The sequence below is a fragment of the Chelatococcus sp. YT9 genome, from assembly GCF_018398315.1.
Lineage (GTDB): Bacteria > Pseudomonadota > Alphaproteobacteria > Rhizobiales > Beijerinckiaceae > Chelatococcus.
This window is the reverse complement of record NZ_JAHBRW010000001.1, coordinates 1815043-1829865: the sequence shown is the minus strand read 5'-3', so window position 1 is coordinate 1829865 and position 14823 is coordinate 1815043. Positions and strand designations below refer to the sequence as shown.

The following is a 14823-nucleotide window of genomic DNA, read 5'->3' as shown; positions in this document are numbered from 1 at the left end:
CAACTCACAACGCGGCAGCCTCCGATCGCGGCTGCCCACGGCGAAACTGCCACACAGAGGATTGCTTGATCTCACTGTCCTCCAGCGCTCGCGTCACTGGCACACGGTAAGTCGCAAGCGCTTCCAGCCGGTCCTTGGGCAGATAGCTGCGCCCAGGATCGCCGATCAGCACGGTTGCTCCACGCACCGCCAGCGAGGAAAGCCACCCACTGACCCGCCCGGCGAGATCGCGCTCATAAAAGATGTCGCCGGCGAGAACCACGTCCCAGCCTTCGTCGAGGCCGATGATATCCTGTGTCATCGGGGTCACCGCAACGCCGTTTGCGGCGGCATTCAACCCGATGGCTGAAACGGCGAAGCCATCGATATCGGCGCATGTCACGTCAATACCGCCCGCGCGCGCCGCAGCAATGCCCACGAGCCCGGATCCAGCTGCGAAGTCCAGCACCCGCCTGCCACGCACGACATCCGGATTGTCGATGACATAGCGCGCCAGTGCTTGCCCACCAGCCCATGCAAATGCCCAGAAAGGCGGAGGCAGACCAAGCGTCCCGATCTCCTCCTCGGTCTTCTGCCAGAGCTCCGTCGCCTCGTCAGCGACATAGAGACTAAGCTCCGGCGCATGGGGCACCGGCACGAGACGGGTGTGGGCCTCGATGAAGGCGCGACGCTCCGCCGCGGTGTCGCCGATCATGGCTTCACCTCCATTCGGCCATTGAGGGGCAATTCGTCCAGAAGTCCGCCATAGAGGCCGCCCACCGCGTCCATGACATGCCGTTCCGTGTAGCCCGTCAAGACGCGGCTGCGTGCAGCGCCACCGAACCGCGCGACGAGCGCGGGATCGGCTGCAAGGCGTTGCAAGGCTTCGGCAAGGGCGCCTGCCTCCGCCGGCACCACGAAGCCCTCGACGCCGTCCCGCACCAGGCTGCGGCAGCCAGGGACATCGGTCGTCACGAGAGCCTTGCCGCAAATGCCGCCTTCGAGAAGGGTTCGCGGTAGCCCCTCCCCGCCTCGTGATGGCAATAGGCAGACATGGTGATCCCGCCACACGGCCGCCGGATCACGCGTCGGGCCATGCCAGTGAACGCCGGGAATCTCTCCCCACGCACGCAGGCGCTCTGCCGGCACAGCCTTGGGATTGGATGGATCAGGCGCGCCGTATAGCGACAGCGAGACATCGGCGCCCGCGAGACGCGCGCGGCGCACAGCCTCGACGGCGAGGTCAATGCCCTTGGACCACAGCATACGCGCCACCACAGCCACGCGCAGCGGCGGGAGGGCCGGCATGGCCGTGATCGAATAGGCGTCCGGATCGACACCCGCGCCCCCCACGATCAGAACCCGTGGGTCGGTCGGTCTGAGCCCCAGGACCCGCGGATCATCCTCGTTCTCGAACAGGTAACGCGTTCCCTCACCGTCCAGCGGCCCGCGCAGAACGGCGCTGAGCCCGAGACGCGCCAGCCGGCCGACGAGATCCCGCCGCGCCCCGAAGAAGCCGAAACCAGTGACCGCATAGACGCGGTTGCGGATCTTCGCAAAGCGCGCGGCGAGCCCACCGAGCAATATCACCCTGAGCGCAATGCAGTGCAGGATGTCGGGGCGCTCATTTCTGAGGATCTGAACGAGGGCCCTGAGATAGCGCAGGACCGAGAGGGGGTTGAGGCTGCGCCGTTCCGCATCCAGCGCGATGACGCGCGCGCCTGTCGCCTCGATCTCGGCGCGGTGCGCCCGCACGCGTGTGACCACCGTTACATCGAGGCCCATCTCCCGCGCCTTCCGCGCCATGGGCAGGAAATGCGAGACGAAGAACCAGTCTTCGGTGATCAGGAACAGGATGGAGCGGGCTGTCACGATAAAGCGAACCGATCGAACGTGGCTTGGTCAGAATTGACGTGGGTCGGACCTAACGTGGCCAAACCCTGGGCTTCGCGCCCCTTACCATTCACGCTCACATCCCCGCAATCGCCACCGACGCCGCAAATACTCGCAACCGCGGCCGGAAAGCCGGCCGCGATCACCCCTCCGGCGTCCTCACATAGTCGCGCCGACTTGCCACGGCACGAATTCTGTATCGCCGTAACCGTTTTCCTCGGACTTTGAGCGTTCTCCCGAGGCGACCTTCAGGACCTTCTCGAAGATCTCCTTGCCCTTGTCGGCAATCGAGACACCGTCGAGCACATCACCGCAGTTGAGGTCCATGTCATCGATCATGCGCTCGTACATCACGGTATTCGTGGCGATCTTGATCGAAGGGGTCGGCTTGCAGCCATAGGCGGAGCCGCGACCGGTGGTGAAGCAGAGCACATTAGCGCCGCCAGCTACCTGTCCCGTGGCCGAGACCGGATCGTAGCCAGGCGTGTCCATGTAGACAAAGCCATGCCGATCGATGGGCTCGGCGTAGTGATAAACCCCGGCGAGCGTCTTCGTGCCACCCTTGGCAGCCGCGCCCAGTGACTTCTCGAGGATCGTGGTGAGACCACCGGCCTTGTTGCCGGGCGACGGATTGTTGTTCATCTCCATCTTGTTGCGGGCGGTGTAGTCCTCCCACCATTGGATCATGGAGACGAGCTTTTCACCGGTCGCGCGATCAGCCGCGCGGCGCGTGAGCAGATGTTCCGCGCCGTAGATCTCCGGCGTTTCCGACAGAATTGCGGTGCCGCCCTGATGGACGAGGATATCGACAGCGGCGCCGAGCGCCGGATTGGCCGTGATGCCGGAATAACCGTCCGACCCACCGCACTGCAGCGCCAGCACGATCTCCGAGGCAGGCACCGTGGTGCGCTTCGCCTGCGCGACGATCGGCAGCATGTCGCGGATGGCTTCGACGCCCGCGGCAACTGTCTTCTTGGTGCCGCCAACATCCTGAATAACGAAGGAGCGGAAAGTGTCGCTCTCCTTCACGCCATAGGCTTCCATCCAGCGGCTGATCTGGAAGCCCTCGCAGCCGAGCCCCACCATGAGTACGCCGGCCATATTGGGGTTCGTGGCATAGCCCCATTGGGTCCGCTTGAGAATTTCGTACCCCTCGCCCTTCACGTCGAGAGCGCAGCCGCCTCCGTGCACCAGCGGAATGACGCCATCGATGTTGGGATGATCGTCGAGCAGGCCCGAACGCTCGATCTCCTTGGCGATATAGCGCGCCACGGTCGCCGAGCAATTCACCGAGGTGAGAATGCCGATGTAGTTGCGTGTGCCGACCTTGCCGTTCGCGCGGCGGAAGCCCTGGAACGTCGCCTGTTCGGTGAGCGGCAGCACGGGCTCGTCGCGTGCATCCTCGGCAAAATGATACTCGCGCGCGAACTCATGCATCTCGACATTGTGTTCGTGCACCCAATCGCCGGGCGCGATCGCGCTGGAGGCGAAGCCGATGATCTGCCCGAACTTGCGGATCGGCTCGCCCGGTGCAATCGGCACAATCGCCATTTTGTGCCCGCGCGGCACTCGGGCCGTAGCGATGACGCCTTCGGCAACCGCCCCTGGCTCGATGGGATCGACGGCGACGATGATGTTGTCGGCGTCATTCAGCCGGATGGTACGGGAAGCCCGGGGGCGGTCCGAAACTAACTGATCCATGGATGGATTTTCCTCAAGCCGCTGACACTGCGGCTCGCTCCTTCGATTTCATCGCACAAATTGTCATGAACGGCGCAATACGCAAGAGCCACCGCGCACGCCCGCTCGTCGCTTGGATTAATTCCAATCGAGCAGTTACGCCTAACATGTTAGATCCGCGTAAACGAGTCCGCGTCAATGGCACCAGAGCGCCTAGTCCGCCAAGATCACGCCCTTGCGAACGAGAAAACACCCATAGGGCCTGAGGTCACCAACCTGGACAACAGCGAAGGCCTTCCGGGCGGCATCGTAAAACGCGAAGCGCTCGATCCCCTCCGCCGGCAGCGCACGCCCCGCTGCCGCATCAACAACACGCTGAACCTCCTGCTGGATGGGGGGAACCGTGTCGCGATCGCCGACCACTTCCATGCGACGGACAGGGTCGGAGACGAAATCATCGATCGGCAGGAGGGATAGAACGGCTCGCACGGCCCGCGCCAGATTCAACTCCGGTAGCCGCACAAGCCTGCCCGATGCGGTTGCACGGGCGACCGCCTCGGCCGGGAAATTGGCGTCAACGATAGCGATATCATCCCCATGCCCCATGGCAGCGAGAACCCACAGGAGATCCGGCGTCAGCAGCGGATCAACGCCCTTGAGCATGTGTTTTCCTCATCAGTCAGTCGGTTGTGGAGGCTGGAATGCGGTTTGCGGCGTTCGCTGCCATCATGCCGGCACGGGGGCTTGTGCTTGCAGCAGGCCCTTCTCCTTGAGATCGGCCCACAGAGCCGCCGGCACCGGCGTGGAGAACGCCGCGATGTTGGCGCGCACCTCATCGGGAGCAACACCGCCGAGAATGAGTGTCGCGACTGCGGGATGCCCAAGCGCAAACTGCATCGCTGCCTTGGCAAGCGGTACGCCATACGCGCTGCAAACGGCCTCGATCGCCGCGACACGCTCCATGATCGGCTGCGGTGCCGGCTTGTAATTGTACCGCGCCCCCGGGACCGCGCCCGTGGCGAGAATGCCAGAATTGAAAACACCGCCCAGCATCACACCGACTTTGCGCTCCAGCGCCAACGGCAGAAAGCTCTCCAGCGCGGGTTGCTCCAAAAGCGAATAGCGCCCGGCAAGCAGCACGCAATCGAGATCGGCCATGCGCACGAAGCGCTCGCACATGTCCGCCTCGTTGACACCGATGCCGATCGCGCGCACGACGCCCTCGTCACGCAACCGCCGCAGGGCCGGATAAGCGCCTGCCATCACCTCCGCGACCCGCCCCTCGATTGCCTCCGGGCCGTGGGTCCAAACATCGATGTCATGGACCAGCGCGATCTCGACGTGATCCGTGCCCAGGCGCAGCAACGACTGTTCGAGTGATCGCAGCGTGCCGTCGTAGGAATAATCGAACTGCGCGCGGTGCGGCAGGCCACCGGCGAAACCGGGCGCAGCCACGTCCTTGGCGGCGCCGGAGGATACGGGCGCCGACGACGGCCGCCACGGGTCCATGACGCGGCCGACTTTGGTTGAAACGATGACCTGATCACGCGGAAGGCGACGCAATCCGGTGCCGAGGCGATGCTCGGCGAGGCCGCTGCCATACAACGGGGAGCTATCGAACAGCCGTATACCCCCCTCGATCGCGGCGGTGATCGTCGCCAGCGCCGCGTCTTCGTCAAGACGCTGGTAAAGGTCCCCGAGCGGCGCCGTACCGAAGCCGAGAACGGGAACCTCGAGATCCGTCCCGCCAAGCTGGCGCCTCGCAATAGCAGCCGGTATCCTCGCAGCCGCTGAACCGGCGGAATCCGGGGCAAGGTTCTCTTGTTTGGACTTTTCGTGCGAACTGTCTGACGTCATGGGCGCGGCACCGGTCAATGCGGCTGAAAATGCAACCATGGACATACCAGAATTTGGGCGAACGGGGGGAGGCAAATCGCTCCCAACGCAATTTCCATGATACCTCATCGCCATCCGGCCGGCGGGCTGTCATGTCGGGTTAATCTTTGCAAAAACTAGCCCACGATAAGCGCTGAGGACAACTCTATGGGGACGTTTCTCAGGTTGAGCTGCCACTGGAAGAAGGCTAGGCTCTTCGCGGAGTCATAAGAAGGTTAATATACTCTCAATATTAGCCTATTAAATATTTATTAACGATACTGATCTTGAATAGAGTCATTGCAAAGATAGGGGGCTGCCATGGGCTATGCGTGGCCAACGTCATTTTCCGATATCGAAGAAGCCGATGCCCTTGCGAATACTGACTACGACGCAGAGCAGCTGACTATCTCCTTTTCCTGGGCCTTCCCGGTCATCCATGACGTCGTCAATCCGGTCTATGCTCATATTTTGCGGGATACCCCTGAGCTATCCGAGCAATTAAGCCGGATTCACGGCGCGGCGATCATGACGCTTCTTGCCGATACAAACTGCGACAGGCAATCGATTATCACGTGCCTGTACCAGACCTATGATCGACTAGGTCTCGATCGCAGGCAGTGCATCGCCCTGCACAACATCATCATGACTGAGCTCACGGCGGTGATCGCCCTCCGCAATCGCCAGTCACCGCGCCGGCGCGCAGAGCTCGAAGCGGTCATCGCCTTGCGGCTTGGACTGGTCGATGAGAAATCGCGCTGGCATCCCGCTTCGGAAGCGACGCGCCGCGCTGCGTGAAAGAAGGGTCGCCGGGGCGGCAGCGAGGCGCGCTGTTCGTCAGAATGCCTTGAAGGTGATGAGTGTGCGCGTATCCGCGATACCAGGCACAGTCTGCACCTTTTCGGCGACGAAGTGGCCGATGTCCACATCCGCATCGACATGAAACTTCACGAGTATGTCGTAGTCGCCGGCAATCGAATAGATTTCCGAGGCGATTTCGCGATCTGCAATCTCGCTCGCCACCTCGTAAGTTCTACCCAGCTTGCATTTTATCTGTACGAAAAAGGTCTGCATTCCCCGACTCCTCGGAAGCAATGACGGGCTGATCGGCTTTATGTGTATCGACCCCTCCAGAAGCATGCCCGCGCATCTGGAGGAAAATGCTCAATGCTCGCGAACGAAAAGGGATGGCTGGAGCCGCCGGGTTGCCTCGGCAACGCAGCCTGCCGCAACCGCCTTGATGAGATCGCCCGGCACGAACAGAAGACTGCCGAGCGCGGCCTGCTCAAGGCTGAGCTTTGCGGAGAACGCGAGCCAGGCGATACCGAGCGCGTAGACGACCATAATGCCGCCAACGACCGAGGCGGCGATGCCCGCCCAGAGAACAGGCAGTCGTGACAGCCGGGCCATCGTCCAGCCGGTCACGGCAACGCCGGGTATCCAGCCGATGAGGAAGCCTGCTGTTGGCCCTGCGAGTACGCCGATGCCTCCACGTCCTCCCGCTAGAAGCGGCGCACCCAGCAGCACGACCGCAATAAAGAGGCAGATAGCGGCCGTGCCGTATCGCGCGCCAAGTAGGACGCCCGCCAGCATCACCCCAAGCGTCTGCATGGTGATCGGCACGCCGGCCACGAAGGGGAGATTGAAAGCCGGAAACAGGCCGAGCACGGCGAGAAGAGCCGCGAACAGAGCGATGCGTACGAGATGACGCGTGTCCATACCTACTCCCTGTCGCAGCCGGCCGACGATTTCGCCGATATCGGATGCCGTTTATGCTTCCCAGCTTCTCGCGATGAAAAGCCCCGCGCGTCAAGCGATTCCGACACATGATCGGCCATCACGAGTGTTTCCGCCACAAAGTTTGCGACGAGGCGCAGCGGGCGCCGGCCGCTGGAGCGGGCCCGCCATGCTTCCTCGCGGGCTTGCCAGAGGGCGAGCAGTACCGGCACAAACCGCAGTACGAGCGCGACCGCCAGCGATAACCTTTCAGGATCGAGCCCGAAGAGGCGCAGGGGCCGCAACACCGGCTCCACCGCCGCCATCAGCGCGCGCAGCGTTGTCGTCATCGTTACCAGATCGGCGGCCAGAACCATCAGCACGATGCGCAAGAGCGATACGGCCGCGGCCTCCCAGCTGTCGGCCCACATTTGCAGAAGCCCGATACCGAAAAGGATGGGTAGCAGCGGCCTCAGCGCCGTGACGTGCATGAGCGCCTCGCGTCCCAGCGTCGCATAGACGCCAAGAACGATGCAGAGGCCAAACATTAGGAGCCGCCAATCCGCAATCGGCAGCACGGCTATGCTGATCGCGGCGACGGCGATGAGCTTCGCTCCGGCAGGCACCCGGTGCAGCCAGGTTGGACGCGCGAGATAGGCCGAGATCATGGCGCCATGACGCGGCGCGCCGCTGCGTCGTGATAAGCCGGCAGAATACGATCGGGACAGCCATCGTCCACGATTCGACCGCGCTCCAGCCAGACCACTCGATCGCAGTCCGCAAGCAGCTCGAGATCGTGGCTGGCCATGACGATCTGCAGCGGCAATTCCCTGATCAGCCGCCGGAACGCCATGCGCATCGGCAGGTCGAGACTGGCGAAAGGCTCGTCCAGAAGCAGCAGCGAGGGCCGGGCCGCCAGCACGCTGATGATCGCGACCCGCTGGCGCTCCCCGCCAGATAATTCATGCACAGCCCGGCTCTCCCAGCCGTGGCAGCCGTGCTCGGCAAGAAAACAAGCCGCTTCCCGTTCGGCAGCGCGACCCTTCAGCCCGCGATTGCCGAAGGCGAAAGCGACCTCCTCACCTACCGTCGGAAAGATGATCTGATGGTCAGGATTCTGGAAGACGAAGCCGATCTCCCCCGGCAGCTCCCTGCGATGGCGCCGCGTGTCACGACCGCCGAACCACACGTCGCCGCCGTCTGGTAATATGAGGCCGTTGATCAGCCGCAGAAGCGAGCTTTTGCCAGAGCCGTTGTCCCCGATCAGCCCGACCCGCCGCTCGGAGATGGTCAGATCGAGCCCATCGAACAGCTTGCGTCCACCACGCGCCAGCTCGACCCGATCAAACCTGATGCGATGCAGACGGGAAGTCTCGGTCATGCCAGACGTTTCATTCCTCAGCGGGCGAGGTCACCGCAGGCGCAGCGGCGAGCGTGGATCGACAAGAAGCCACAATGTTCCGGCGATCGACGCGACACCGATGGCGCCGAAGGATATGGCATCGCTCACCGTCCAGTCCGGCGCCTCGAAGGACCGTGCCTGAAACAGCGCCACCGAGTTGCTCACGCCCTGATGGGAAACGATCAGAAAAGCAAACAGGTTCGCGCCGAAGTGCATGCCCATCGCCGCCCCAAGGTCACCGGTGATGACGACCGCAATGACCGTCACGGCCGCGAAGGCGGCGATATTCGCAAGGAGCGCCGCATTCATCCAGCCGGTCGCCTCGGCGTCCCAATGGAGTAGGGTGAAGATGAGCGTCGGAATGCCCGCCCAGATCCATGGGTTGGTGAAGCGGGCGCCAAGAATCTGCATGATATAGCCCCTGAACAGGACCTCCTCCGCCGACGTCTGGACCAGGAGAATGACCACGAAGGGGAGGAGCCAGACAAGCCACGTTCCGAAACCGATATCACCGGGAGCAAGTGAGGGGTCTACCACATAGGCTGCGAACTCCGCGATGAAGCTAGCGAAGAGCGCGGCGAGGGTCCCCCGGACGAAATGATCGCGCGTGATTCGCCCGTTCACGCCGAGCACGCTCGCCGGCGGGCGCTTCTGCAGCCGCGCCAAAGCGAGCCAGACGCCAATCCAGATTGTTCCGATGGACGCAAGCATGATGAACATGCCGCTGGGGGTCGCCAGGAGATCCGCCGTTGTGAGAACAGCTTCCTCGCCGCTCCCCTCGCCCTCGACGAGGCTGAAGAAAAGGCTCGCAAAGGCCACGATGAAGAACTGCGCGATAAAGCAGATCAGAACGGTGACGACGCAGCCGGTGACGAGAAGCCCGATGCCGAGTCGCCCCTCCCGCGCATTGTCGAGGTAACGGATGAAGGGAGGCCGGCTCTGCATGCTCACACCACATGATCCGATCGCGAGATATGCGAGGATCTCCAGAGAGGCTCGCCTGCTTCCCTAGTGAAGACCGGCGATCCTCGGCGCCAGCCGTCGCGACCGGAAGCGCGGGGAACCTCATGTTTCCTTATCATTGGCGCCCAAGGTCAATACACACGAACCGGCCAGATTGTGAAGCCCTCGCAGGTCCGCTCGCGCGCGGTTGGGTCTTCAATCGACAAAAGCCTGGGCGCGATCCCCACGCAGATGCTGGATCAACCGGTTCCTCATAGGAATGGTCGATATCTGTCGCCTTCGCCATCGGTGCCGCATTCCCCTCGGCAGGAGCTTGGGCTAGGCTAAACCGTTTTCCGCATCAAGGGTTCGGCCTTGCGTCGTTTTGTCTGGATCATTCTCCTGCTCGCGGCGATCGGGCTTCTTGCGCGCGTCGTCGTTGTCATGGGCAACGCGTCGGAAATTGCGACGGCGGCCCATTTCGAAGCCTCACGTGAGGACCGCTTAAGGATGCGGGCCTTCCTTCGCCGCATGCCGAAAGGGGGTGACCTCCACACCCATCTGTCCGGTGCCGTCTACGCGGAGCGTTATGTCGCGTGGGCCATACGCGATGGGCTTTGTCTGAGGCGTTCCGACATGACGATGATGGTGCCACCCCCTGGCGCCACCCCAGATCAGCCGTGCGGGCCGGATCCATCGGCCATCCCTGTTTCCGAGGTCGTGTCCGGACGTAACGGCCAGACGAACTACGATCTCCTGCTCAATGCGCTGTCGATGCGCTGGTTCCTGCCGTCTCGCGAGGTGCCATCAGGCCACGATCAGTTCTTCGGCACTTTTGGCAAGTTCAATGCCGCGACCGGTGGCGACCACTGGGACAAAACGGTGCAAAGCATTGCCGAGATGACCGTGGACCAGCTCCGCCAATATGATGCCGAGGCCGTGCAGTACGTGGAGTTCATGGCGACTTTCTTCGAAGGGGAACAGCGCCAGCGGATGGCGCAGGCGATTACCGAAGAAGCAGAGCCCGCCGCGATGCTGGAAGCTCTCGAACGCCATGGCCTGGCCGAACTGGTGACCGCGAGAGCTCAGCAGCTCTCCGACATGATCAACCGGATCGAGAGTCTACGGGACTGCGGATCTGACAAGCAGAAGCCCGGCTGTGGCGTCACCTTCCGTTTCATCGCCCAGATCAACCGAAACAGCGCACCCACCGAAGTGTTTGCGCAGACGGCGCTCGCGACGGCCCTGGTCCGCAAAGCTCCGCACGTCGTGGTCGGCATCAACTACGTCGGGCCGGAAGACTACCGGATCTCGCTGCGGGATTATCGCACCCACATGCGCTGGATCCGCTTTCTCGCGCGCGATGATGTCCCGGTCGCGCTACATGCCGGTGAATTGTGGATGGGGCTCGTTCCGCCGCCTGATCTCGAGTTCCATATCCGCGATGCGGTCGAGACGGCCGGCGCTCGCCGTATTGGCCACGGGACCGCGGTCGTGTTCGAGCGGGACATGGACAGCCTGCTCGCCGAGATGCGCCGCCGCAGCGTCGCCATCGAAATCGCCCTGACATCCAGCGACGTTATTCTGGGCGTACGCGGCAAGGAACACCCGATTTCGCTTTATCTCGCCTCCGGCGTGCCCGTGGTGCTCGCAACGGACGATGCGGGGGTCTCCCGTATCGATCTCGGCAACGAATACTACCGCGCCGCCCGTGACCACGGCCTTGGCTATCGGCAGTTGAAGGCGATCGCCCGGAACGCCATCGCCCATTCATTTCTTGGAGAGGGAGAGAAGCAAGGGGAACTCGACCGGCTCGACCACTCATTCGCCGCTTTCGAGCAGACCGTGGAATCAGAGCAGCCTGCGCTTCTCCGTCTCAAGGCGCTGGTGCTTGCACTCTTTTCCCCTGCGGCATGAGAACGTGGCCGCGCGGACAGGCTCGGCGCAAGCCGAGCAGTGCGGAGAACTTTTATTGATCGGAGTGAAATTCCAGATAGCCTCTAGAAGGCTGGTGGAGCTGAGGGGAATCGAACCCCTGACCTCTGCAGTGCGATTGCAGCGCTCTCCCATCTGAGCTACAGCCCCCGACCCGGCGGGTTTGCGCGTTGTAGGGCGCCTCCATAGGCAATGTCAATCGTCCAAACCCGCCCTCAGACGAATTGTTCAAGACCGACCTGCGCCAAACGCGGCCCCGCCTTTCGCGTTGAATTCTTGTGCCGCCGGGATACCACGGCTACACAGACCCGGTGATGCAACGTCAGGCGCGCCCATGATCTCTTTCATCAATCTCCTTCTTACCGTCATCGATATCTACTCGTATCTCGTCATCGCCTCGGCGATCATGAGCTGGCTGGTGGCTTTCAATGTGATCAATCCGCGCAATGATATCGTGCGGGCCATTGGCAATTTTCTGTATCAGATTACGGAACCCGCGCTGCGACCGATCCGCAATATCCTTCCCAATCTCGGCGGCGTCGATATCTCGCCGGTGATTCTGCTGCTGTTGCTGTGGTTCATCTCCAGCCTGATCCGGGAATATGCCTACAGCATCCTCTTCTGAGGTATATCCTTCTTTGGAGACATATCCTTGGCGTGCCGACGAGACAGGCACCCTCATCGTCAGCGTGCGCCTGACGCCGCGGGGGGGACGTGATGCTCTCGACGGTATCGCTGTTCTGTCGGATGGACGCGCGGTCATCAAGGCGCGCGTCCGGGTTGCCGCCGAAGACGGCGCGGCCAACGCCGCACTTTTGACGATGCTGGCGAAAGCGGCCGGGCTGCCGGCCTCAGCGGCCAGCTTGAAAAGCGGGCATCGTATGCGTCTCAAGACGATAGCGCTGGCCGGCAATGCAACGGATATCACCGGGCGCCTTACTGAAATGCTCGGTATGTTATCGCAGACCGGTGATCGAGGAGCAGATCAGTGAGCGCGACCATTATCGACGGCAAGGCTTTCGCAGCCGGCTTGCGCGAACGGCTCACACGAGCCGTGACCGCTTTTGATGCATCTGTTGGGCAGGTTCCCGGCCTCGCTGTCGTATTGGTGGGCGATGATCCAGCGAGCCAGGTCTACGTCCGGTCGAAGGCGAAGCAGACGGTCGAAGTCGGCATGCGCTCGATCGAGCACAAGCTGCCGGCGAGCGTGAGCCAGCAGGATCTGGAAGCTCTGGTGCGAGGTCTCAATGCCGACGACGCAGTCGATGGCATCCTGGTCCAGCTCCCCCTGCCGCGAGGGCTCGACGCGACGCCGGTCATTGCCGCCATTGATCCGCTCAAGGACGTCGACGGCTTGACCGATGCCAGCGCAGGGCGCCTCGCAAGCGGCCGTGTCGGGCTTGTGCCCTGCACGCCGCTCGGCTCGATGATGCTCATCAACTCAGTGGCACCGGACATCTCCGGAGCTGACGCTGTCGTTGTCGGCCGCTCCAATCTTGTCGGCAAGCCCATCGCCCAGCTGCTTCTTCAACAGAACGCCACCGTGACAATCGCCCACTCACGAACGCGCGACCTCGCGGGGGTTTGCCGCCGTGCCGACATCCTCGTTGCAGCCGTCGGCCGGCCCAACATGCTCGGTGCCGACCATGTGAAGGACGGCGCCATTGTCATAGACGTCGGCATCAACCGCATCCCAGCGCCAGAACTCGGCGAGGGAAAGACGCGTCTCATCGGCGATGTCCAATTCGACGCCGTGGCTGGCAAGGCCCGCGCCATCACGCCCGTCCCTGGCGGGGTTGGCCCGATGACCATCGCTTGCCTGTTGAGGAACACCCTGACCGCCGCGCGCCTGCGCCGCGGCCTCGAAGATGTCGCCGTATAACTCACCCCATTACGGACCAGGGCCATGACGACGCCAGTTCGCCTGCCGCAGGACACCGCCCTCATCGTTCTCAGCGCGGGGGCAGCCGCGCCTGCACTCAGGGAAGAGCCGCTGGCCGCTTTGATTTCCGCCTGGCGCGCAGCGGACATGCCGCGCGCCATCCTGACGCCGATGCATGACCCGGTTCAGGGCGCGGATGCGGATATCCCAGTGATGGTCTATGGCGTGGGTGGCATTTTCTCCGAAACCGGGCTTGATCTTCGCCTAACGGCAGCCGGCATCACGACCATGGTCCTCGCAACCGCCAGCGATCCTGTTCACCTCATACGAGGTGCCACCGAAGCAGTCAGCCTCGGCTATCGCGTCATCATCGTAGCCGACGAAGACACGCCTGCCGACGGGCTCCTGTCTGTTGCGGATGTGAAAATCACGACTGCGGCCGCCGTGGCAGCCGGTGTTGGGCTATCGGCCGGTCGGAAACGGCCGTGGCCGACAATCCCGGCCAACGTTCTGTAAACTTTGACGGATCCACGCAGTAAGGCATATCGTCAGGCGCGGAAAATGACAGAATTTCGATTTTGTCACCAGGCCACCCCCGTTACTGCATTGCGATTGCCGCCCATATTGAGTACCAACCGGAACAACTTCGACTAACTCTAGACTACCCACCTGTTCCGAGAGGTCTCCGGAGACCGCCCATGGCCGAGGCCAAAGCGCCCACGTCCCAACCGGCTCACAGCCGGCCTCTTTCTCCCCATCTGCAAGTCTGGCGTTGGACCTGGACGATGGCGATGTCGGTCGCGCACCGTGTTACCGGTAGCGCACTCTATGTCGGCACTCTGCTCCTGGTGATCTGGCTTGTCGCCCTGGCGAGCGGCCCCCGCGCCTTTGAATGGGTGCAGTGGTTCATGGGATCCTGGCTGGGCTACCTCATCCTGTTCGGATACACCTGGGCGTTGCTCCACCACATGATGGGCGGCCTTCGCCATTTCATGTGGGATCTTGGTCGTGGATTCGAGCCGAAGGAGCGCCTCCTGCTTGCCCAAGGCAGCCTCATCGCGTCTGCTGTGCTCACGCTTCTCGTGTGGGCCGTCGGCCTGAGCCTGAGCTGAGGAAGCGCCATGTCACAGTTCAAGTTCTCCATTCGCACCCCGGCCGGCCGCGTCCGTGGCCTCGGCTCGGCGAAATCCGGCACGGAACATTTCTGGCTGCAGCGGCTGACCGCCGTCGCCAACGTGCCGCTGGCGATCGCCTTCATCATCATTGTCGTCTCGGTGGCGGGAAGGGATTTCGAAGCCGCGCGCTTGGCCATCAGCCAGCCGCTGATCGCCATCCTGCTGCTTCTCTTCATCCTGTCGGGCGTCATCCATATGCGCATCGGCATGCAGGTCATCATCGAGGACTATGTGCATTCTGAAGGTGCCAAGGTCGTCGCCGTGATCGCCAACACCTTCTTCGCCGTCGTCATCGGCGCGGCTGCGACCTTTGCGGTTCTCAAGATCGCCTTCGGGATTTAAGT

At 62.7% G+C, this 14823-nt stretch carries 18 protein-coding genes and 1 tRNA gene; 8 read left to right on the top strand and 11 right to left on the bottom strand.

Annotated features, from left to right (window positions below; genetic code table 11):
* Positions 1-4: 4 nt before the first annotated feature.
* The 5 genes from KIO76_RS08250 to KIO76_RS08230 all read right to left on the bottom strand — a co-directional run bounded on the left by KIO76_RS08250 (position 5) and on the right by KIO76_RS08230 (position 5409).
* Complete coding sequence (locus tag KIO76_RS08250; protein ID WP_213322541.1) at positions 5-694, bottom strand: class I SAM-dependent methyltransferase; 690 nt, start codon at positions 692-694, stop codon at positions 5-7.
* Entirely contained in the window at positions 691-1851 is a 1161-nt protein-coding gene (locus KIO76_RS08245; protein ID WP_291976125.1) for a glycosyltransferase family 4 protein, read from the bottom strand. Before KIO76_RS08245 ends, KIO76_RS08250 begins: the two co-directional genes overlap by 4 nt.
* Before the next feature lie 180 nt (positions 1852-2031).
* Entirely contained in the window at positions 2032-3573 is a 1542-nt protein-coding gene (locus KIO76_RS08240; protein WP_213322539.1) for a UxaA family hydrolase, read from the bottom strand.
* A gap of 192 nt (positions 3574-3765) precedes the next feature.
* Complete coding sequence (locus tag KIO76_RS08235) at positions 3766-4215, bottom strand: RbsD/FucU family protein (RefSeq protein WP_213322537.1); 450 nt, start codon at positions 4213-4215, stop codon at positions 3766-3768.
* A 63-nt stretch (positions 4216-4278) separates the two neighbouring features.
* The gene (locus KIO76_RS08230) at positions 4279-5409 is read right to left on the bottom strand and encodes an aldo/keto reductase (RefSeq protein ID WP_213322535.1); all 1131 of its coding nucleotides are present in this window, start codon (positions 5407-5409) and stop codon (positions 4279-4281) included.
* Positions 5410-5748: 339 nt separating this feature from the next.
* Between KIO76_RS08230 and KIO76_RS08225 the strand changes: the two genes are divergently transcribed.
* Positions 5749-6225 carry a hypothetical protein gene (locus KIO76_RS08225; protein WP_213322533.1) on the top strand — a complete coding sequence of 159 codons (477 nt, stop codon included), beginning with the start codon at positions 5749-5751 and terminating at the stop codon, positions 6223-6225.
* A gap of 39 nt (positions 6226-6264) precedes the next feature.
* Here the strand turns inward: KIO76_RS08225 and KIO76_RS08220 are convergent, their stop codons facing one another.
* The 5 genes from KIO76_RS08220 to KIO76_RS08200 all read right to left on the bottom strand — a co-directional run bounded on the left by KIO76_RS08220 (position 6265) and on the right by KIO76_RS08200 (position 9490).
* A complete protein-coding gene (locus tag KIO76_RS08220; protein ID WP_213322531.1) occupies positions 6265-6501 on the bottom strand; it encodes an Lrp/AsnC ligand binding domain-containing protein in 237 nt (78 codons plus the stop codon).
* Positions 6502-6591: 90 nt separating this feature from the next.
* Positions 6592-7146: a biotin transporter BioY gene (locus KIO76_RS08215; protein WP_213322530.1), complete on the bottom strand. Its 555-nt coding sequence runs from the start codon at positions 7144-7146 to the stop codon at positions 6592-6594.
* A 2-nt stretch (positions 7147-7148) separates the two neighbouring features.
* Entirely contained in the window at positions 7149-7811 is a 663-nt protein-coding gene (locus tag KIO76_RS08210; protein WP_213322529.1) for an energy-coupling factor transporter transmembrane component T family protein, read from the bottom strand.
* Positions 7808-8524 carry an energy-coupling factor ABC transporter ATP-binding protein gene (locus tag KIO76_RS08205; RefSeq protein WP_213322527.1) on the bottom strand — a complete coding sequence of 239 codons (717 nt, stop codon included), beginning with the start codon at positions 8522-8524 and terminating at the stop codon, positions 7808-7810. The genes KIO76_RS08210 and KIO76_RS08205 overlap by 4 nt, the downstream gene beginning before the upstream one ends.
* 30 nt (positions 8525-8554) lie before the next feature.
* Positions 8555-9490, bottom strand: coding sequence for a CPBP family intramembrane glutamic endopeptidase (locus KIO76_RS08200; RefSeq protein WP_249729800.1), 936 nt, complete (start codon positions 9488-9490; stop codon positions 8555-8557).
* Positions 9491-9862: 372 nt separating this feature from the next.
* On the opposite strand from KIO76_RS08200, the gene KIO76_RS08195 reads away from it, so the two are divergent.
* Positions 9863-11404 (top strand): adenosine deaminase family protein, encoded by a 1542-nt coding sequence (locus KIO76_RS08195; RefSeq protein WP_213322523.1) that lies wholly within the window; start codon positions 9863-9865, stop codon positions 11402-11404.
* 92 nt (positions 11405-11496) lie between these two features.
* Here the strand turns inward: KIO76_RS08195 and KIO76_RS08190 are convergent.
* Positions 11497-11572 (bottom strand) — tRNA-Ala (locus tag KIO76_RS08190).
* A 184-nt stretch (positions 11573-11756) separates the two neighbouring features.
* Between KIO76_RS08190 and KIO76_RS08185 the strand changes: the two genes are divergently transcribed.
* From KIO76_RS08185 to sdhD, 6 genes are all read left to right on the top strand, one after another.
* Entirely contained in the window at positions 11757-12047 is a 291-nt protein-coding gene (locus tag KIO76_RS08185) for a YggT family protein (RefSeq protein ID WP_213322521.1), read from the top strand.
* A 13-nt stretch (positions 12048-12060) separates the two neighbouring features.
* Complete coding sequence (locus KIO76_RS08180) at positions 12061-12414, top strand: DUF167 family protein (RefSeq protein ID WP_249729537.1); 354 nt, start codon at positions 12061-12063, stop codon at positions 12412-12414.
* Positions 12411-13304 (top strand): bifunctional methylenetetrahydrofolate dehydrogenase/methenyltetrahydrofolate cyclohydrolase FolD, encoded by an 894-nt coding sequence (folD, locus tag KIO76_RS08175; protein WP_213322517.1) that lies wholly within the window; start codon positions 12411-12413, stop codon positions 13302-13304. The genes KIO76_RS08180 and folD overlap by 4 nt, the downstream gene beginning before the upstream one ends.
* Positions 13305-13328: 24 nt before the next feature.
* Positions 13329-13820 (top strand): cysteine hydrolase family protein, encoded by a 492-nt coding sequence (locus KIO76_RS08170; protein WP_213322516.1) that lies wholly within the window; start codon positions 13329-13331, stop codon positions 13818-13820.
* A gap of 182 nt (positions 13821-14002) precedes the next feature.
* On the top strand, positions 14003-14416 hold the full coding sequence (sdhC, locus tag KIO76_RS08165; RefSeq protein ID WP_213322514.1) for a succinate dehydrogenase, cytochrome b556 subunit: 414 nt from the start codon (positions 14003-14005) through the stop codon (positions 14414-14416).
* A gap of 9 nt (positions 14417-14425) precedes the next feature.
* Positions 14426-14821 (top strand): succinate dehydrogenase, hydrophobic membrane anchor protein, encoded by a 396-nt coding sequence (gene sdhD / locus KIO76_RS08160; protein WP_213322512.1) that lies wholly within the window; start codon positions 14426-14428, stop codon positions 14819-14821.
* Positions 14822-14823 lie beyond the last annotated feature (2 nt).